This is a genomic window from Lewinella sp. LCG006 (assembly GCF_040784935.1).
Classification (GTDB): Bacteria; Bacteroidota; Bacteroidia; order Chitinophagales; family Saprospiraceae; genus Lewinella.
The window spans coordinates 3,428,935-3,449,958 of record NZ_CP160680.1 but is presented as its reverse complement, the minus strand read 5'-3'; the positions used below and the strand labels follow the sequence as shown (position 1 = coordinate 3,449,958).

15 protein-coding genes are annotated in these 21,024 nt (G+C 45.0%); 2 read left to right on the top strand and 13 right to left on the bottom strand.

Annotated features, from left to right (window positions below):
* Nucleotides 1-344: 344 nt before the first annotated feature.
* Entirely contained in the window at nt 345-938 is a 594-nt protein-coding gene (locus AB0L18_RS12310) for a hypothetical protein (protein WP_367392891.1), read from the bottom strand.
* Nucleotides 939-1,227: 289 nt separating this feature from the next.
* Here AB0L18_RS12310 and AB0L18_RS12305 point away from each other — a divergent pair, with 289 nt between their 5' ends.
* Both AB0L18_RS12305 and AB0L18_RS12300 read left to right on the top strand, forming a co-directional pair.
* Entirely contained in the window at nt 1,228-2,370 is a 1,143-nt protein-coding gene (locus AB0L18_RS12305; RefSeq protein WP_367392890.1) for a N(5)-(carboxyethyl)ornithine synthase, read from the top strand.
* 70 nt (nt 2,371-2,440) lie between these two features.
* Nucleotides 2,441-3,118 carry a gliding motility-associated C-terminal domain-containing protein gene (locus AB0L18_RS12300; RefSeq protein ID WP_367392889.1) on the top strand — a complete coding sequence of 226 codons (678 nt, stop codon included), beginning with the start codon at nt 2,441-2,443 and terminating at the stop codon, nt 3,116-3,118.
* Between the two features lie 234 nt (nt 3,119-3,352).
* On the opposite strand, the gene AB0L18_RS12295 is transcribed toward AB0L18_RS12300, so the two are convergent.
* The 12 genes from AB0L18_RS12295 to AB0L18_RS12240 form a co-directional block, all read right to left on the bottom strand.
* Entirely contained in the window at nt 3,353-3,946 is a 594-nt protein-coding gene (locus AB0L18_RS12295) for a VOC family protein (protein ID WP_367392888.1), read from the bottom strand.
* A 10-nt stretch (nt 3,947-3,956) separates the two neighbouring features.
* On the bottom strand, nt 3,957-4,523 hold the full coding sequence (locus tag AB0L18_RS12290) for a YdeI family protein (RefSeq protein ID WP_367392887.1): 567 nt from the start codon (nt 4,521-4,523) through the stop codon (nt 3,957-3,959).
* A 165-nt stretch (nt 4,524-4,688) separates the two neighbouring features.
* Nucleotides 4,689-5,942: a TlpA family protein disulfide reductase gene (locus AB0L18_RS12285; RefSeq protein WP_367392886.1), complete on the bottom strand. Its 1,254-nt coding sequence runs from the start codon at nt 5,940-5,942 to the stop codon at nt 4,689-4,691.
* A gap of 153 nt (nt 5,943-6,095) precedes the next feature.
* Nucleotides 6,096-8,255, bottom strand: coding sequence for a prolyl oligopeptidase family serine peptidase (locus tag AB0L18_RS12280; protein WP_367392885.1), 2,160 nt, complete (start codon nt 8,253-8,255; stop codon nt 6,096-6,098).
* A gap of 502 nt (nt 8,256-8,757) precedes the next feature.
* Nucleotides 8,758-10,128: a hypothetical protein gene (locus AB0L18_RS12275; RefSeq protein WP_367392884.1), complete on the bottom strand. Its 1,371-nt coding sequence runs from the start codon at nt 10,126-10,128 to the stop codon at nt 8,758-8,760.
* Nucleotides 10,129-10,458: 330 nt separating this feature from the next.
* Nucleotides 10,459-11,817, bottom strand: a complete 1,359-nt coding sequence (locus AB0L18_RS12270) for a hypothetical protein (RefSeq protein ID WP_367392883.1) — start codon at nt 11,815-11,817, stop codon at nt 10,459-10,461.
* A 514-nt stretch (nt 11,818-12,331) separates the two neighbouring features.
* Nucleotides 12,332-12,613: a hypothetical protein gene (locus tag AB0L18_RS12265; RefSeq protein ID WP_367392882.1), complete on the bottom strand. Its 282-nt coding sequence runs from the start codon at nt 12,611-12,613 to the stop codon at nt 12,332-12,334.
* Nucleotides 12,614-12,723: 110 nt separating this feature from the next.
* A complete protein-coding gene (locus AB0L18_RS12260) occupies nt 12,724-13,254 on the bottom strand; it encodes a hypothetical protein (protein ID WP_367392881.1) in 531 nt (176 codons plus the stop codon).
* A gap of 803 nt (nt 13,255-14,057) precedes the next feature.
* Nucleotides 14,058-15,401 (bottom strand): vanadium-dependent haloperoxidase, encoded by a 1,344-nt coding sequence (locus tag AB0L18_RS12255; protein WP_367392880.1) that lies wholly within the window; start codon nt 15,399-15,401, stop codon nt 14,058-14,060.
* Between the two features lie 134 nt (nt 15,402-15,535).
* Nucleotides 15,536-16,516 (bottom strand): glycosyltransferase, encoded by a 981-nt coding sequence (locus tag AB0L18_RS12250; RefSeq protein WP_367392879.1) that lies wholly within the window; start codon nt 16,514-16,516, stop codon nt 15,536-15,538.
* Nucleotides 16,517-16,886: 370 nt separating this feature from the next.
* On the bottom strand, nt 16,887-18,560 hold the full coding sequence (locus AB0L18_RS12245) for an IS1634 family transposase (protein ID WP_367389257.1): 1,674 nt from the start codon (nt 18,558-18,560) through the stop codon (nt 16,887-16,889).
* A gap of 578 nt (nt 18,561-19,138) precedes the next feature.
* Complete coding sequence (locus tag AB0L18_RS12240; RefSeq protein ID WP_367392878.1) at nt 19,139-20,695, bottom strand: Rne/Rng family ribonuclease; 1,557 nt, start codon at nt 20,693-20,695, stop codon at nt 19,139-19,141.
* Nucleotides 20,696-21,024: the final 329 nt, after the last annotated feature.

The following is a 21,024-nucleotide window of genomic DNA, read 5'->3' as shown; positions in this document are numbered from 1 at the left end:
TATCAAAATATATCTAAACTGTCGCAAACGTAATTCAGAAAAATGACAGACTCATCAATAGCAAGATAGCTCCAGATAATTGCAGTAATCTCCCTAAGATCACTAGCAGCTTAGAGATTTTAGTAACCGCATCGACTTGCTCTTGGTTAAGAAAACTGTGGTTGTCCAGGCCTATGAATATCCTGAGATCTTTATTATGCACAAGTAGCTCTCCTACAACCACCAAGATGGCGGAAAAAGCAATGTAGAGTACAATATAGAGTCCTATCATGAGCGCGTTCTGTATCCTTTAATGGGTTTAGTTTATTTTTTATTGACCATAAATATATCATTTCCCGAGCGCTTTATAATCCTAACTCGCGTACAATTGCCAAGTTTGGATCGGTCTTTAAATATTTCACCATAATTTTCTTGCCTGAAACAACCTTTTGCTGCCGAATAATCCTTGATTTTAAGTGATAGCTTTTATCATCGACGGAGTAACCGATAACCACAAACCGCTCTGAGCTGCGTCCAAATCTCCCAGGAAGACTAATTTCTATTTCATGTTCCATCTCACCCACCACTTCAACAGGGTTTCTATCAATCTGGTAGTTTACCCACACTTTGTTCAAATAGCTGCCTCCTTCGAAAAGCAGTAATCCTATTATTGCGATCATCATCGCAACACTTACTTGCTTTAATATACTTGTCGTCCATTTTTTAGGGTACAATTGAAAGCTAGTCGGCATTTGTCCATCAATCCTTTGAAAAGCTGGCAAAAAAAGCAAGACCAATCCTGCTACATTCATAAACATGTTCGCAGTGTACAGCGTAGAATAAGTCTCAAATTTGTGGTCATAATACATTTTCAGCCCCAAAGAGACCACCAATAGAGCAATACCGACACCTACTCTCCAAGATAAGGCTAATAGTGATCTTTTAGAACGCCTCTTCATCTACCTTTTTATAACAAATATCCTCATTATCTTTTTTCTTCATAACTCCCACATTAGTAAAAGTAACATATCGTCCATCCATCCATCAGCTTAATCTCTAGTTGTTCTAGCGCTACACAGCTTAGCCCGCATGCTCTTTTTTATTGATTATTAATATTTTATTACCCCACCATCCGGCAACTAAGTACCCCTTCCCTAGGATTACACCTTAAAAAGGTGTATCTAAGAAAATTCTACGCATTGTCTACTTCATTAACCGGCAATCCGTTTCCATTCAACAAGAAATTTTATGACCTTATTATCGATGGGTGTTATTGGTACTTCAAGAAAAGCAGACGAAAGGCGGGTGCCGATCCACCCCGAGCATTTAAACAGGCTTCCTGAATTTATCCGTCGGCAGCTGATTTTTGAGGAGGGCTATGGCCATCCTTTCCATATCGAGGATAAAGAAATCGCGAAGCAAACGGGCGGCATCGCCAGCAGGCATGAAATACTGGCAGGCATTGGGGCCGTCATTATTGCCAAACCCATCTTGTCTGATTTGGAGGAGCTAAAGGAAGGGGGCATTTTGTGGGGCTATCCGCACTGCGTGCAGCAAGCGCAGATTACCCAAACGGCCATTGACAAAAAACAGACCTTGATTGCTTTTGAAGATATGTACGTCTGGAACCCGAGCGGACAACCAGGCCGGCATACCTTCTACAAAAACAATGAAATGGCGGGCTATAGTGCCGTCATCCACGCGCTTCAGCTCAAGGGGATTGATGGCCATTATGGCAACCAGCGGAAGGTCATCATCTTTAGTTTCGGTGCCGTTAGTCGAGGGGCGATCTACGCGCTGAAGGCCCACGGTTTCCGAGACATCACGATCTGTATCCAAAGGCCCGACCATGAAGTGAGAGAAGAAGTACTGGATGTGCATTATACGCGCGTGAGACACGGTGTAGGCACCGAACCCCGACTGCTGATGGTAGAGCACGATGGATCAGAGCGCCCACTATTGGAGGTCATCAGTGAGTCGGAGATTATCATCAACGGCACCTATCAGGACACCGATGATCCCATCAATTATGTCAACGAGGATGAAAAGTCCAGCCTAAGACCCGGTGCGCTGATCATTGATGTTAGCTGCGATGAAGGGATGGGCTTCTATTTTGCGAAACCCACCAGTTTCAAAAAACCAATGATCTCCGTTGCCAAGATCGACTACTACGCCGTGGATCATACGCCCAGCTATTTTTGGGAAAGTGCTTCAAGATCTATTTCCGCGGCCTTGATTGTTCACCTGCCCTCCGTCATCACCGGCCGGGAAACCTGGAAACAAAACGAAACCATCCAAAGAGCAATCAACATTGATCAGGGGGTGATCGTCAAAGATAGTATCCTGCGCTTTCAGCATCGCAAGGCGGCGTATCCTCATGAGGTGAATTAGACGCAATTTGCAGGAGTCATTTATCTACATTAAATTGTAGCTGCTTTTTTACGAATCAAAAAAATAACGCATGCTCCTCTCACGTCTACTCCCTTTATGGATATTACTCGGTATGTTTGGTTTTCAACTACACGCCAGTCATCCTGCCACGTTTGAACTCCGTCCTGATTTTTCCATCAGCCCCGATACCACGACCTGCCCTGATGATTTTTTGATTAACCTGGGGGAAGATATCAGAATCATTTATGGAGATGAAATAAATATTTATTTCACCAGCAATCGATCAATAGATGGAGATGAGGAATGGATGTGGAGTGACCCCACGCACCTATCCTGCCTATCGTGCCCTAACCCAATCTACGCGCCTACCGAGAGTACTTTGCTGACGCTCACTATTATCGACGGTGATGGCTGCATTGCCAGCGACGAATTGTTTGTGGAGGTTAATCTGAAAGATGACATCTTTGTTCCCAATGCTTTCTCCCCTAACGATGATGGCGTGAACGATGTGCTCGTCGTCTATACCGGATCAAGCATTACACAAATTACCCGCCTGCGTATTCTTAATAGCAATAGGGACGTCGTTTTTGAACAATTCAATTTTCTTGGCAACACTAACAACATTGGCTGGGGTGGCACATATAAAGAAGAACCTCTGAATGCCGGCGTATTTGCCTACGTTTTGGAGGTAGAACTCGTGGATGGAAGTCTGCGGCAATTGACGGGGACGATTACACTGGTGCGATGATGGGGATGTAAATCATTTATCGTGAGCTTAGCGCACAAAGCTCTTGCAAGAAGAGAAATCCCGTTGCCAAACCTCCCTGTATTAAATACTTAGCACCGGGTACTCAGATGGAACAACTCTTTAATACAAGTACACAGTACCCAATACCAAATACAGTGAGGTTGGGGGACAATAATTACCTGGTGATCAGATTTTCATTCCTCAACCTCACACTAATTTAGTCTGCCTAAGGATTCATTTCAGTTCGGAAAGGATTAATTTCTTTTGTGTCAATGTATTCTTCATTGCTTTTTCTCTAACTTTTGGGTCATCACTGTTAATGAGGTCAAAATATTCAACAGGAACAACCTGCCACGATAAACCATATTTATCTTTACACCAACCACACGAACTTTCTTCTCCACCGTTAGCTGTCAATGCCTCCCAGTAATAGTCCGTTTCTGCTTGGTCTTTGGTATTGATAACAAAAGAAACAGATTCATTAAATTTGAAATAGGGTCCAGCTGCCAGAATGCTTAATTCCATGCCAGCAATTTCTATGATGGCTGTTTCAAATTTCCCTCCACCCGCTTCTGGTGGATTTTCATATTGGTGGTACGCTTTCATTTTCCCATCTTTAAAAATGGAAAGGTAATAGTCTACTACTGCTTTTGCATCGGTGGTCTCCACCCAAAGGCAAGGTGTTATTTTTTGAGTAATCATATCTGTTTCGTTTTCTGAATTCTGATTTGAATTTGTGTGAATTTCACTAGCTGTATTAGAATTCCCACAACCGATCATACTTGCTATTACCAATAGCGTAACAATATTAAAGATGTATTTTATCATCGTTTAATCTTTATCTGAATTGCTTCGGTTTCATTTTCCGACTGGCATTTTCGGCTACTTCTACAACCCTCTTCCTCCTTGTGTCTTCCCTTTTTGCTGAGATAACCCAGTACAATAAAATCTTTTGGGTAGACTTACTTAGGCTAGTAAAATAGTCGATTGAACCTTTATAATTCGCAAATTCTTCTTTTAAATCTTCTGGAATCACAAGTGCTTCGACTGCATCTAAAAAAGACCAGGAACCATTTTCTTTCGCAATTTTAATACTCCTGGAGCCAGCCTCTTCCATGAGTCCTTGCTCCATTAGGTTTTTTACTTTTTCCTTATTAACCTTTGACCAATTACTCTGGGGTTTTCGCTTACAAAAGTATTGTATATACTTTTCGTCATCAATTGATTTTTTAGTACTATCTATCCAACCAAAGCAAAGCGCTTCATCAACCGCATCACTCCAACTTAGATTATAGCTTGGAGAAGTTGTCTTGTAAAATATTAGCCAAATCGAGTCCTCCGTTACATGGTTTTCTTCAAGCCAATTTCTCCAATCTGCTTTATTTTCAGGGCAATAACTATTCATTCATCATTTCATTTTGTTCAAATCAAATTTATTAAGCCTACCAAGGGCCATTTTGTTTTACTTGATAAAAGCTGAAGTACTTCTCCAAAAACAAGGTATCCAGTCGATCAAATCGAAAGACAACAAGGCTATCTCCCAACGATTGGTTTTGATATAATTCATCCCCTAATCCGAAACCACCGTCTCATAAATTTGTATTCTCTGCGTCTTCCTTTCCAGCGTAAATCCTTTTGACAGCAGCGCGGCCTCTATCTCCTGTCCATTCATCCTGAACAAATTAAGATGATCTTTCTGCCAGGCTATTTGGTAGTCTTCTTTCTTAAAATCAGCGACGTAGCGCTGCCCCCTTATTTCTTCTAAGCGAGCAATGACCGAAGTAACGGGGATAAAGTTGTAGCTCTCCTCCATGGAAACCGCTTTGTTCCTTTTCAGGGACGGCGTTTCTCCCTGCGCACGGAGCATCACCACTTCGTCTTCGATAAAACGCTTGCGCAAGCCAATGTGCAAGGCGTTTTCCAGCAATACCAGCATCTCCTTTTTGAAGGCGGGTATTTTTTTCTTGTTCTTTTTCCAGTAAACGAAGTCATATCTAACTCCTCCGCTGACACTGTCTACTACCCATAAGGGGGAAGTAGCACCAAGTAGGAAACTGTAAATTTCGTTCACCGTTCCGCTGCTGTAAGTCAGTCCGATATAATCACCTGAAGTTCTGTACCCATACCATCCCGCCGCTGTTTCTAAAGATTTTCGAACGATTACCTGTTCAACGGCATCTTCTCTCATGCTCCACTCCTCTCCCGCTGGCGCCATCATCGCTTGCATACCATTGTACACGGGATCTTGCCCCGGAGCTCCGTAACCATTGGAAATAACCATCTCCTTATTATCGAAATCAATACTCGGATTTTCCGCTTCGGGTACTTCCTTATTTTGGAGTAAGCTTACTAATGTCTCGCTACTCAAATCCCCTCCCCGATAGCGTATGATGCCAGATTCGTCAATGACCAAATGCTCGGGAATAGCTCTTACGCCAAACTGTCTCATCAATCCCCTTTCGTTATCTACCCCCACCGGAAATTGGTAATTTCTCGACGACAAAAAGTGCTCCACTCTGCTTGTCGTTTCGTCAGACACCGCAATAAAATCCACTCCTTGCTGAACGAACTCCGTATAGAGGGTATCAAACTTGGGGAACCCCGCCACACAAGGTGTACACCAGGTAGCCCAAAATTTCACCACCAGGAACCCGTCCTCGCTCCAAACACGTTCTCCTTCTTTATTCAGAATCTGAATACGCTTAACCTCCTCCATGAGCGCAGTAGACAAGGTGTCTCCGACCTTCATCTGCGCAAAAATGGGAGATGACATTAAGCAGAACAGGAGTATAGAGAATGGGGGGATCAGGTTGTTTTTTGTCATGTTTTTTTTGTTTGAAAATGATGCAAATTGAAAGAGCTGCTGCTGACAATCTGCTATGTGGTCGGCCGTAGCTATAGCGTAGACTGAACAAATAGCGTCCTAAAGATCTGCCCGGCGTTCCTCAAGGCCTTGTAACAAGACACCTGCAAATAGCTACTCAGACGGCACGGCCAGGTGTCGGTCAAAGTATTCGATGATCTTGCCAAACAGGTAGCGATTGTAATTCGGCTCACGGCTCCATCCATGCGTAGCACCCGGTGCAAACGCAAAGTCGAAGTCCTTGCCCTGCTTAATCAGTTCTTCCGCTAACACGGCCGTCGTCTTGAATGGTACCACCTGGTCCTGGATGCCGTGGATGAACAGGAGTTTATCCTCCAGGTTCGCTGCATAGTGGAGTGCTTTTCTTTCGAAGATCTCCGGGTGAGTCTGGGGGCGACGAACAATCGCGACGTCGTCCGTGCCAAAGAACGCCGGGTCAACAGCCGCCGCTGCAGCAACACCCACCTGGAATAAGCCCGGCTTCATCAACAGCGAATAAACGGAGAGTGTGCCACCGTAGCTGCTGCCCCAGATGCCCATGCGATCGGGATCGACATAATCCAGTGACTCCATGTAGGCAACGGCACTCGCATAATCCTCAATGTCCTGGTCGGCAAAGCCCAGCAGGAATTCTTCACGGAAGGCCCGGCCATAACCGTTGCTGCCACGTGAATCCACCTGCACGATAACGTATCCCTTCCTGGCCAACAGCTGCTGTACCAGGCTGTAGTTACCGGCCCAGCGGTTCCTCGCGGTATTTGAATACACGGGCCCAAACAGCACTGGATACTTCTTGCCGGGCTGCATGTCGATAGGTTTCATAATCCGGGCATGCAACGTGTAGTCATCTACAAGACTGGGGAAACTAAGGTATTCCGCAGCCGTCCAGGTTCGCTCCGTGAAGGCGGGCAAGGGCGAGTGGGTTACTCGCGTAGCGTCACCACCCTCGCTGCTCACCACGTAAAGCTCGGGCGGTGAGGTGTCGTTGCTGTGCATGAACACCAGGTGCCGACCATCCGGTGAGGGGTAGCCAATGTTCTGGCCCGCAAGACGCGTCACCTGCTCGGGATCGCCACCAGACATCTTCAGGCGATACACGTGTTGTTCGTACGGATTAACGCCGTTGCCGGCATAAAACAGTGCATCACCAGCAACACTTGGGCCGGACAGTACATCGTAGGACGGATCGGTCAGGAGCTGCGGACGATCCCCAGACGGTGAGGTATCAATCGTGTAAAGGCCGTAGCGATCACCCATATCGCTTAAGAAAACGACCTGCTGCCCATCCGGATGCCAGGTAGATCCAAACGAGGTGTACATGCGGCTCTCTCGAACCCCTCGCCAAATCTCGCGCACTTGGCTTTCTCCGGGTGCAAGGACGAACAACTTACGTTCAACCGCGGTGTCGGATGCGATATCAACCAGCAGCGCACCGCCCGGTGACCAGTTGAAGTCGATGACCTGGTTGGCCTGCGGATCTGGCAAATCGAGGTACCTAATGTTACCACTCTCTACATCGAGCAGGCCAACTCTACGCATCTCGTTGGGATCGCCGGGGTAGCCTCTTCGTACCTCGTTGGGATTGGTTTCGGCAGCGAGGTAATCCGGGAACGGCACCTTTCGCATCTCGCGGCGGTCAACGGCGTGAAACGCGATGGTCTTCCCATCCGGGGACCACTTGTACGTCGGCCCGCTCCAGATGCCTGGACCGATTTCGCGTTCCGGTCGGCTGTAGCGCCCCTTCGGTAAGCTCGAGAGACTGGCGATGCCGATCTCGGTGAGCTGGCGATTCTGTTTGGAAGGGAAGTCAGCCAGCCAGAGGTCACCGTCCCGTAGATACGCCGCTTGGTTGCCACTTGGCGATAGCGACAGGTCACTTGCACCTGCCTCGACGGGCATCAACTGGAGGTCGTCTCCCTGGCTCAGCGATGTCTGCCATAGGTGGTTGCCGCGCAGGCTAATAATTGTGTTCGCGTCGGTCCAAACCATATCGCGCACTGACGCGGATGCCGTATTGGAACGGAGGCGCACTTCCTGCCCATCACTTGTGGATACCCAGAGGCCACGCTCAGGATTTCCTGGTTCACTCCAGGAAAAGGCGAAGTGCTCGCTGTTTGGTGCCCACGCAGGCCGGGACGGGCTTGTTCCCGTCAGTTGTGGCGTTGCGAACAGGTCATCAAGCGTGAGCTCCCCTTCCTGTGCGGTGACGGTTGCGGGCATCGCCAACAGTAAGCCTGCCACTACCCATGTTTGCCAAAAAGAGATCTGTTGCATGTGTTTGCTTTAGTAACTGTCTGGTAAATATAATCTTATACTGCTCAAATAGTGCTCTTGCCATTGGAAGGTGTGCTTTCTGAAGGTCTTATAGGCTTCCCCTACCCTTTGCCGCTTTTGGCTATGGCGATTGACTTTGCCCTACAACAGCAACAGTCTGTAATCTCTTACGCCATTTCTTTGTAACGAGGCTTATCCCGATAGCTATCGGGATTCAGCTACCTTGTGCCTATCATCTTATTCCACCGCCTTCGCCGTAGGGGATTAACAGCTTTGAAGACCACTTCGCAGCAGTCTTTTTTGAAAGGCTCGATTTGTCTGTCGGGCTTCACAAACCACCGTTACCAGTAGCCCATGCCGACATAGGAAACGCTGGGTAGTACCAGCGGTTAAAGCACATCTAAGTTCATCTTTATGAACTCATATTCAGTGGTTTAACAGTATTTATAGCGACTTCGTGTCGCACCGTCCTAGGCAAAGTTCTACGCATTTATATCTCACTTTAAAATGCTTTGTTTATCGCATCATCAATCGCATTTAATATCCCTTCTTTGTCCTTATAATCCTTAGACATCTCGAGGTATCTTAATATGGCTCCTCTGAGATATAACTGCAAGCGTCGAAGTTTTTGCAGATCAATCTCGCTTTTTATTCCGTGATGCATATACTGACTTCGAACTTTGTATAAGTCAGATAAGTCTTTTTGAATTTGCTCACGTTGCTCAGTATCCTTAGTTAAAATTTTAGGAAGATACTTTTTCATTGACTCCAAAATTCCTACTTCTGAGTTTTTTAATGTCAAAGATTCTAAACCCGTAAATACTTGAGCTATACGTTTATGCAAATCAGATTGACTTAATGAATCTGCAAATCGTGAAATATTCTCAAGCACCAACTCTTCAAGCTCTACTGTTAGCTTTTTGTCTTTCTTTATTAATAGTTCATGTATGTAGGCAAAACCTTGTCTAGCCATTTGTTCTATTCCCTTCGCATTAATTGTGAAGGACGATGAAGGCTGCTCAGATTCCAACCCCATTCTTACTGAGTATGGCTCCTTCGTCTCTAAATCAAGAGACAATATCAACATATTACTTTTTCTACCTGTTTCAACAAAACGATGCTCTAAGTCAAATCTAACTGAACGGCTTGGAAATGTTAAAACATCGCTAAATAATTTAATCGCATCGACAGATCTTATAGAGGTTTCAAGAGCAAGCTCTTTCGCCTTTTGCTCCTCGCATTCATCAATAGCACACGTAATAACAACATTTCCGTTGAAATCTCTGCGCATCATTTCTTGTTGCCAGTCCTGTGGTACAACTTTAATCGTCTCAAAGATTTTATTGAAGCTGTCATTACTTTTGTATGAAATAATAGTGTTACCAACTCTAAATGGAGTTTCTATTGAGATTCCACGAACGATAAAGAAGAACTGATAAATCCTGACATTCTTCTCTTGCCATTCTTCTAGATATGCTGAAAGTCCTTTCTCATACTTCTTTTTATAGAAATCAACCAAATACTCAAACACTCTATCCTCCAAGACTGAATACGATATCCAGTCCACCTTTTTATAAATACTTTTCACTAATTTATTGAAGTCTTCAATCCTTTCTCCGTCAAGTCCAATTTGACCTTCATCTATATATTTTATGATACTGTTTAAAACACCTGTGTCTATGTTATGAGACCTTAAGATGATTGGAATTGCGCCAAATTCAGCCAAATCGATTTCTGTGAATTCCCGATGATCAGAAGATAAAGGTGTATTATTATTCTCTATATTAGAAGGCTTGTACCAGCCTAAATTTCCTATCAGTTCTTTCGCTGCTGAATCAAATGCCTTGACAGCTTCTGGATGTAATTTATTCATCTACCAATACTATTATTTTTAATCAAATCCATATAATCATCTTAGAGTTACACTTTACAGTTGCGTAGAACTCTAAGGCCTGTCTGCGCCCCTTCCCCAAAATAGACCACCTTCTCATCTCCAGCGCAGACAGGTCAGTTGAACGTTTACCACCCCTGATCGAGGTTTTCGATAATATCTATAGTGGAAAAGCGCATTCTGCCCGTTTTACTTACCGACTAATTTAGGCTTTTTTCGGTAGTTCTGTACCGCTTTTTGGGGCTCCAATGGCTCATTTTTAGCCGATCATCACTGGCGGGGCACTTTTTGGATTGAGGCAGAGTTATGTGATCACTTCATATTCATTAATGCAGGAATTATTTCAGTCATTGTAGAAAATGACATAGCCTGAATTTTTTCTAAATTAACAGTTTGAAATTTATTTACTTCTTCTCTCAATCGTTCCTTATTAATAGTATCTATCTCATCCTTTAGATTAATATAACAATAAACATGAAAAATAGGATTTGAAATAGAATATTTTGACTGAATTTCATTGAAATCCAAGACTCCTTTCTTCACTAAATCATCAAGGCTCTTAGCAAACAAATCATATGAGTATTCTTTAACATTCTTCTTGAAGTCATATTTAAATTGCTGTAAATTCATTACATCCTGGCCAGTCCTGAAATATGACAATATTATTTGTTTTGCATAGTTAATTCCCTCTTCACTTCTAATGAAAGCATTTACGTAGTTTTTCTTAAAGGAATCTGTTTTATCTCCGATGTATAAATAAAGTGTCTCTGACAAATCTCCTAGTCCCAATATTTTCTTTTTTCTCTGTGTACTTTTAATGTCATTTACCCAGCACATATTTAGACATAATTGATGACACACTCCTGCATATCCATTAGATAGCTTTACAATTACATTCTTACAATTATCTTCAAATTCTACATTCAATAATTTTTCTCCTGCCGTGATGATTGAGTGGAGTTCTGATTCGCTCATAAGAGGAACATAAAATTCTGACAACCTATTAGTCAATTCTGTATTGTATAGCAATAATTCTTTTGGGCTCCCTACTATACCAGCAATTATCATCTTTGCACCCAAATCCGTAAACACTTTTAAGCACCTGGCTAATTTGTTTTTTACGTCTATACCTAATAGGTGAAAATCTTCAATAATCCAACATACATTCTTTTCTTTTAACGCTCTTGCCAACTTATTTTCACTAATCTGATAAGTTATGACACGCTCGTTTAAGTTTTGACTTGATTCACTACTTTGGAAAAGTGTTTTTGCCTCTAGAACAGATGACTTAGCCTTCCCTTCAGAGCTAATAAGATATTGATTAGTCTTACTCTTTTGAGTTGTGACATATAATTCTAGATCGTCAAATGCACTTTTTAATAATTCTTCGTATGTAGTATCACTTGTACAAACCATTCCGACTTTGTCGTCAAAGTAAATAGAAAACTTAGCGTTTATAACAGTACTTTTACCAGATCCAGACTTGCCATATACTACTATTTGTTTGCCTGGTGTTTCTAAGGACAATTCAAAAGATTTTCCTATAGCTTCCCTTTCTACAAAAGTTTTCTTTGCGTTATCACCGGGTACATAAACATCTGTTAGTCTATGTATCCTCCTAAAACTAAAAAAAAAATATAACGCATCTATAATTTTCTGCAAATAAGACATTTAGTTTTTTTTATGGATACTTAAATATACTTATAGAATTTATATTTTAAACGTTCACACTATATTTTTACCTGTATTTCACAGAAATTACTCATATCCGAACATCCCACAAAATTTGACCTACTTTCACAAACTCATCATTTCGGGTACTAAATTCCAGTCACTGCCTTCACCGTCATCAACGCTAAATTCCTCTTTATAAAAACGCCATTTTGCGGTGGGGGCCTGCCAAAACAGTAGGTCCAGTAGTAGGCAGAGACTGCTTGCAGGCTGGAAAAGGGGTACCGGTATGATGAATGGATATGCAGTATTCAGCTCCAGAAAACAGCAAAATAGAATAGATAATGAGAGATGAGTTAGCGTGTTGGTCAACTTTACCTTACAAGTATAATGTATTTTGCAAGAAAGTACAAGCCCGCTGAGCCGTAACCAGAGAAAGCTCAAGCACTTCAAGACCGGTCTACTCCTATTTTTACTTAGGCGCCCCAAGCAGTTGCACCTCCCCCTGCCGCTGCTACACCGCCCAAGCTCTACTCGCCCAGTACCTGGCCAGGTCTGGCTGGTAGTAGAGACCAGCAAAAGCGGCTTGTGCCAATGGTAAGCATCCAGCAGGGTGCTGTAGCCCGACCGACAGATCAGTTGCTCCGCCTGGGCGATGGTAGCCGCTAGCTGATCGCCCAGCAGCCAGTCTGCGATGGAGCGTTTGGCTCACTGGCAATTCGTCCTTCTTCGGCAAAGGATTGATGGACAATATTTTAGGCCGTACTTTTTTTTCTACACTGTACCTAACTGCCATTTCAGCATAAGGCTACCTTTGGTTCTTTTGCATTTCCACCTGTTCTTCAACTGCAGATTTTTTTCGCAGTTTTGAACAAAAGAAAAAACGGCAATGCCCGTAAATAATATTCACTGGTTTATTATAGAATGAGCGGCGCTAAAATGACTAACCTGTACTTCTCCATCATCCTTGCCATATTTATAAATGGAATAAGCACGACCATTGTCAGTACGATTGGTCAACTCATTTGTAGTTGACAGATAGCTAATTTTGGAAATTCTTCCCTGATCATCATACTCATAGCGGACAGCATGATAACCTCTGCTTGCATGTATGCAAGGCTTGCCAACTACATCAAAATATTGAAGGCCTTTCCTTTTATTGCCTTGCTCATCCCATGTCAGATAAAGTTTATGATAGCCTGCATTACTGTGATGAGCTGGCTTTCCTTCTGCATTATAAAAAGTACGCTCTTGAATATTTCCGAATTGATCAAATTTTGTCTTGCTGGTGTATATACCATAATGGCTTGCTATAACTTGACCTTGTTCGTCTTGATGTTCCAGCGCTACTTCATAGCCGTATTCATTAAATGCTTGTTTACCGATGGCTACATCAGGGCCGTTCCCTTTTTCTAGTTCATCCTTGTTATTGAGCACGTTCCATTCCAGGATATGTACAATAGTATCTTTTTAGGCCTGTTTTGGTTGTCTTTTGTGAAACGGATGAGCTCAAAGGCGACTAAGCTTACAAATACACGTGGAATAATTGTTCCCTTCAATAAGGTTTGCCAATGCTTCCAATAGTTAAAGGGTCCGGGTCTGGTATCTCGATAAAATAAATCCAGGTTTTCAAGTCTTTGATCTATACTTAAGCTTAGTGAAGGAAAATAATTGATGAGAATGAAAGCGATTATCGTGCCTATCATTATCCAATGTTTGACGCTGAGTCGAAAATTGGGTCTCGTGATAGAAAGCACGAAGAGCAGGAAGACAGGATAAACCAGAAGATTAAAGAACCTCCCACTTATGTACAAGGAAGGAAAACTGTAAATTAACTTACTATGTATAAGTGTTTTGTAAAACACTTCATAGGAAAGTAAAAACATCAAAAAATAGAGAAATAAATACCCACCGTCGTTTAAACCACTTCTCAGAATAAAGAATAGGGATAAAAAGCAGCCAATGCCAAAAAAGCCAAACCCTAATACAGTAACGTAGTCCAATATTGATAGTTAAGGGCGTAAAAAACGACGTTGGAAATTAAACGGCAGCTATTCTCCTTCCCTATCAGATCCCTACACCTTCTACCTTTAATCTCCTGTCCGCCTGGCCAGGCGGGCCTGTCCATACTTGCGCGAAACTACTCCGCAAGAAAGGGCATGCCCCCCTCCAGGTCACGTTCGGATGATCTATCCGCATGCTTCTGCTCTGAAGATACGGGGCAAGCCTTTTCTATACCATTACTGGAATTGCAAGGTTGCGATGTTTTCGCCAATTGCAATGCCCTGCTCTACGCCTATGTCAATGGCCGCACGATAGTGAATACCTCCATAAAGGCGGCTAATGGCAGCTTCGTCAGCAAAATCGTAGAAAGAAGTAAAGGCTCTAGGAGAGCCGTCTATGTCTGTACGGTTGATATGGGTTCTATCAACAAAGGCATAATTTTCACCAAACAAATCCGTCAAAATCTGGGCAGTGGCTCCTGATTGAACGGAATGCCCGGAAGTGTATTCGGGGAAAGGAGGAGTGGCTAGAGGAATAGACCAGGTATTGTCAATATTATCGTGAATAAAAGTGATTGGTCTTACCAGGTTGTAATGGTATTTTGCGTTCCAACACGATACAAAAGCATCGTGAACCCCCATCCCCAGTTTGGCATATACTTCAGCGGCAAGCGCAAGATCAGCACCTTCATCGGAAAGAATTTGCATCATGATGGAATAGGAATGCCCAGGAGGAGTGGCCGTATTGCCGGGGTCATCGCTCCAAAATTCCGCTATTACTACTTGTTCAGTCGTCAAATTATTAACAGCCTCATATACCTCCATGGCCTCCAGGTAAAAATCAGAATTTACATCCGTCGAATAGGCTGGTGGTGGTACAGGAAGTAGATCATCAACATTTATCTCCATAAAAGGTCTTACATCACCCCAGTAGGGTTGTAATGGGATGGGATTGGCCGCACTTGTAGGTTCCCACAATCCGTCACCAACCGGAACAGTATAAGAAGATGGAAAATTAGAATTATAGCACTCTGCCTGACCATCACTGTTGGCAAATGTCAGAACAGCGTTACCTACCAATTCCCCGTAAGCAATAGAACGGTCGATAACTTCATCAGAAGCTTCTGTTTTAAACTGCTGGATATATTGTTCTTCCAAATCATCGATCAAAGCCAAATTGGCCGTTGAGGTAGTTTGAAAACAATTTTTCAAAAACAAGGCCAAGGTGCTGTTTGCTACTGCTCCCCAGTGATATTCTACATTTTGGTCAATAGCAGGTATGGTTCCTATACTGAAATCATTGAGTTGTCCTTCCAATGATTTATAGCCCGGCATTCCGTGCCTTACGCTTTCATAAAGGGCTAAACCTGAATATCCGTATACCCGAGCGGCAACCGGAGGAGAATAACCCGGCGTTTCTTTGGTCAGCTTCAGCGTCAGTTCGATCCATGATAAAACCACTTCCGAAGAATAATCGGAAGTATCCAGCTGGATAACAAGGTCGTCATCTTTTTTACAGCCATTAAAAACCATGAGCACTATGGCAAAAAAGAACAAAAGGTACAGACTACTATTTTTCATGTCAAGGTGTTTTAGTTATAACTTTCTGGTAATATCCTGATTTGCATACCTCACCAAAGATATACATAATAATTAAATTAGTATTTTTAAAAAACCGTTATGCTCCCCGGTTTAACCGCAATGAAGTCGCGCTTCTACAGACTCACCTCCCCCTGCTTTTGAAGCTCCGCCCAGCCTCTACTCGCCCAGTACCTGGCCAAGTATTCCTGCTCGGTTTGCCCCGGCGTAGGTACCAGTAAGAGCGGCTTTTGCCAATGGTAAGCATCCAGCAGAGTGCTGTAGCCCGACCGGCAGACCAATTGTTCGGCCTGGGCGATGGTGGCCGCTAGCTGATCGCCCAGCAGCCAGTCTACAATGGAGAGTTTGGCGGTGATGGAAGTAGGCTGAGTACTCCCCGGCACACCACGCACCAGCAGGGCGGGAACATCCAGGGCTTTGAGGCAAGTGATCAGTTCTTCTTCGAGATAACTCCGCTGGGGTTCTGGTCCCGACAGGAGGGCCAACCATTGGTAAGGCATTTTATTTGTGGCCTCCAAGGGCTTGTCCGCAAAACGGGACAAGGGCCCCAGGTAACGATGCGGCAACCCCGTGATAGGCTGTGCCAAGTCCCCCGCCAGGCTTTCCTCCCCCTCCAGGTCGGGTACCCATACTTCCGCGAAATGCTGGCGAACGAAAGCGTGGTAGCCCTTGTTCAACATCCAAGCCAGCCAAGATCGTCGGTGCTGTATCTGCAACTGGTGGGCCAGCCAAATGCTCTTCACGCGCTTGCTCCAGCAACCAAAGCGGCCGTCACTCACGATCAAATCTACTTTTTCCTGCTGGGCATACTTACCTAAGATTTGGTGCTCCTTCCTCATCACTCCCAAGAGGCGGGGGCTTTGTATCCCCAGGTTCCAGCTCATCGAGCGGGTGGGATAACGCACCGCGTAGGCCGGCAGCTCAACAAAATCTACCCCCTCCAAGGATGCTTTCAGCAGCAGCAAAGCGCTCCCCGCGGAGGCCACCGTCACCCGTGCACCTTTTTTCTGCCAAGCCTTCACCAGAGGCACACACCGGCTCGCGTGGCCCAGGCCCCAGTCTAAAATTGCAATTAAGCGGTGCTCCGTATTCGCCATTCGATCAGGATGGGTTATCTTTAAGGGTGCGAGGTACTGGGTACTTGGTACTTGGATTTTGATTATTGCTGGTGGAGGTTTCCGCCATTGAATCACAAATACGATTTCCTATGAAACAACAAAGATACGTCTTCCTTTTATTGCTCCTCCTCGTCTTCCTGACGAACGCTTGTAGATCGGTGGGATGTGGGTGTCCGATGCATTAAGGAAGTCGGAAAGCGGAAGTCGGAAGGCGGAAGTGGGAGGTCGGAAGTAGATAAGATACACGTTAATCCTTAAGGGGAGTTTTGAAAAACGATGGGATACAAATTCTACTAGCCGATAATACTTCCGACTTCTGACGGTCTTTTCGCGTAAGACGAAAGTGAGTTCACGCCTCCCATGGATGACGATAAATATCTGTTGGCAATCGCATCATCTTAAGCAACCTCAGGTGATGTTCTTCGATGCCCTGCAAGTGTACGCTGGCTTTGTGATCATCAGTCATTATGTAGATCATCTGGACGCTTCGGAACGCGCTTAAGACCAGCGATGTGGTAGGTCGCTCAACTTTGCGGCCGGGATTGCCGGGCACCAGATTGGTAAGATAGCTGTTTTGTTCGCTTTTCAGTGTTTGGCGGATGGTGTATTGCCACAGATTATAGTACTGTAGAGCCAGCATTAGTATGCGCAACATGGCTTGGATGCGATTTTCTTTTTTCAGGAAGATTGGCGTAAGCGAGGTGCATTTGGTCAACAGCAAATGAAAATGCTGCTCGATACGATACTCCTCCCAGTAACAAAGTACCACCTCGCAAGCCGAGAGTCTATCCGAAGGAGCGTTAGTGGCCATCACGCGCCATCCGGCCAGTTGCTGTTCGATGTTGTTTTGCTGCTCGTCCAGTGTAAGTTCCACACTGCAAGGTTCGGCCGGGTCCTGAGATAGTGTGATCTTCCAGCTGTATAGGTGAGCGACTTTGTGCTTGTCCAGTATCTTGTTGATGGTTCGTTCAGCTTCCTCTACCGACTTGATCGTTTTACGACCTCGGTTGCGCGTGAAGCGCAGTCTGACCTCCTGGCAAGCGGTCTGGCAGCGTTGCTCTAGTTGGGCAACTTGGCGCTTGCGTAGATTCAAGCTACATACCCCGAATAGCCTTTGGGTGTGAATCGTGCCGTCAGCGGAGATGATTTCACGTGCGGGCAGCTCTTTAACCAGCGCGATGGCTTGTGAATCCTTACTTCCCGCCGCCTGACGCATTACGCGTTCGGCGGGCTCTTGTTGTTGCTCAATCCACTCACGGGCTTGCATTAATTCCTCTCGTGAGTATTGTCGTTGAGCCAATGGGCCCAAGTAGTAGTTGCCGCTGTCAGCAATGAAACACATATTGTACTGATTACACAGCTTGCGGTCTCCCACTACCAGTACTCCTTTGGACTTGAGACCTTGTTCCCAGGCCTGTTCCAAGGCTGGCACGTAAAGCTTGTCGTCACTGTTTTGCCCTGCTACCACGTTCAGAGCCAGTGGCAGGTTGGCTTTGTCTATAGCCAGTAGCATCAATTTTACCTGAGGTAGGGCCAAACCCGTGGCATTATGCCCCAACTGAAAAATGCCTTCTGTTTCTCGATGACTTTGAGCCGTGGTACTGTCGATACGCACCGTATCAAGGGGACCTTGATCAGTACCGTTGTCCAGATCGTAAAACCGAATTAGCGATTGGTTATGATCGCGCTGAAAGGACATCCAGCGCTCATCGTCCTTAGACAGGTAGTCCAGCAGACTACCCAAACGGTCATCACTGAGATAAGCAGCCTGAAAATCAGCTTCATCCAAAAGCCAACTCAACGTGCGCTCCAAGCCCAAAGCCCAGTCTTCTACGTTGTACAGTCGATGATCGTTCTCGCTCAGAATATAGACCAGAAAAGCCTCCAATGTCTTGCCAATACTGGTTCCCTGCCACAAATGATGAGTAGGATAGTGCTTGTCCACGCGCTGGGACAAACCGGTCGATTGGAGTAGGCGACTAATCGCCGGTAGATCGCCTACAGGCTCTGCTTTGATCAGCATACAGTTTTCTTATAAAACGCTTTGCGAACTCACTTTCGTCTTACGCGAAAAGACCGTCTGACTTCCCACCTCCGACTTAAAAAAATGGGCTAAAAAAATGCCTGTAGATCAGTGGAGTGTGGGTGTCCGATGCATTAACGAAGTCGGAAGGCGGAAAGCGGAAGTCGGAAGGCGGAAGTCGGAAAGCGGAAGTGGGAGGTCGGAAGTATTGATTAGTGTAAAGGTGTAAGGGTCGGAAAAGTGTAAGGGTGTAAAGGTGCTGTTAGCCCAAACAACCACGCGCATCACGCCTCCCTTCCCTGCGATACGCCAGCCGAAACAAAGCCATTTTTGACAATGGGAAGGGTCGGGGATGGGGCTAAAAAAAAGCCACAAAAACATACCACTACTCGGTCCTTGAACCTTTCCTGATAATGCTTCTGTGGCTATTATGTCCTACTATTGCGCAGAAAATAAACTGCGATTTTCCTAAGGTTTTCCAAATAGTTAAAACGCTTTAAATGAAGCGCTTATTCAACTATTTGAAAAACAAAATCGCTTTTTATTTTCGTGCTGTTCCCTAACAAAAAGACCTGGCTTTATTGCTGCAGGCGAATTTCGTCGTCGTTTACATCGAAGAACTTGTAGGTGTTGAAACCATAGTCTTTGTCTTCGACGATTTTAATCCAGCGTTGGTGTTCGCGCCACCATTTGAATTGGATGCTCTTGAAGAATCCTTTCTTGAGGTAAGCAACCACAAAGGGGTGAGCTACCAGCGTCAGCTTGGCTTTTGGCCGCGACTGCATGATGAAGTTCAGGTCTCTTTCCACCTCGTCTTCCAACAGGATGGTGGCATTGACTTTGCCGGTGCCTTTACAGGTTGGGCAAGCCTCTGAGGTGCTGATATTCACCTCCGGACGTACGCGCTGACGGGTGATCTGCATCAAGCCAAACTTGCTTAGCGCAAGGATGGTGTGCTGGGCCCGGTCTTTCTTCATGTGCTTGCGCATTGCCTGGAGCAAGTCCTTGCGGTGATCCGCATTGCGCATATCGATGAAATCGATGATGATGATACCACCAATATCCCGCAAACGAAGCTGGCGGGCGATTTCTTCCGCGGCCTCCATGTTGACTTTCAGTACCGCTTCGCCCTGATTGGCATTGCGCATCTTGTGACCACTGTTCACGTCTACGACGTGCATGGCTTCCGTGTGCTCAATCACGATATAGGCTCCACTACTCATGGTAGCGGTTTTGCCAAACGAAGATTTGATCTGCTTGGTCACTCCGTACACATCAAAGATGGGTTTGGAGTTGCGGTGCTGTTGTACGATTTTCACCTTGTCGGGGGCAATACCACCGAGGAAGGTCTTTACATTGTTGTAAAGCTGCTTGTCGTTGACCACAATCCGGTTAAACGAATCCGTCAGTAGGTCCCTGAGGATGGAAGTGGTTTTATCCAACTCACTGAGCAACTTCACTGGAGGGGTAGCTCCTTTGAGTTGTTTCTGGATGTCTTCCCACTTTTCCATGAGCATCGACATCTCTTCGTGGAGGTCGATGACCTTCTTTCCTTCAGCGGCAGTACGCACAATTACCCCAAAATTTTTGGGGCGAATACTTTCTACCAGCAGGTGCAGGCGTTTGCGTTCTTCTGCGCTACCAATCTTTTTAGATACCGCAATCACTTCCGCAAAGGGAGAGATGACGAGGTAACGGCCAGGGATGGTAATCTCGCAGCTCAAGCGAGGGCCTTTGGTGGAGATTGGTTCTTTGAGGATCTGGACGAGGATATCGTCTTTCTTACCCAATACCTTATCGATCTTCCCGGTCTTTATGATCTCGGGAGCGAAGGCAAAGTTCTCCAGGCGGTGCGTGTTGATCGACCCTTTGATGGAGCCGTTCGTGTATTTTTGTAGGGAAGGGAGCTTTGGTCCCAAATCCGTGTAGTGCAAGAAGGCATCTTTTTTGTGGCCAATGTCCACAAAAGCAGCGTTCAGTGCAGGCATCAATCGCTTGATGCGCCCGAGGAAAATGTCGCCAACGGCAAAATTTTCATTGGTTTTCTGGTTATGTAATTCTACCAGTTTACCATCTTCCAAGAGCGCTATCTCAACCTCGGTAGGCGAGGAATTGATGATCAGTTCCTTGTTCAATCTTTTTAAATTTAACCCACCTCACAAGCAAGCCGGTTAGCAGGGTAAAGGAACTTATCAGGCAATTTTGCACCAAAAAGAGAGGAGGTGCAATCACTAGCAAACTGTTTTATTTCTTAGGAGCCTGTTCGGTAGAACTCCTTAACAATTGCGTCAGGGCTGGGCTTTCTTCGTCTTTCATCTTCCATGGATCACAGGATTGGGAGGATGGCAGACAGACCAGTTTGCTCGATGGACTGATAATTCCGCTACTGCTATATTGGACTGTCTCAAAAAAAATTCAAGCGTATCTACTTGATTGTTTTGAAGGAGGGCACGTATAAAATTAA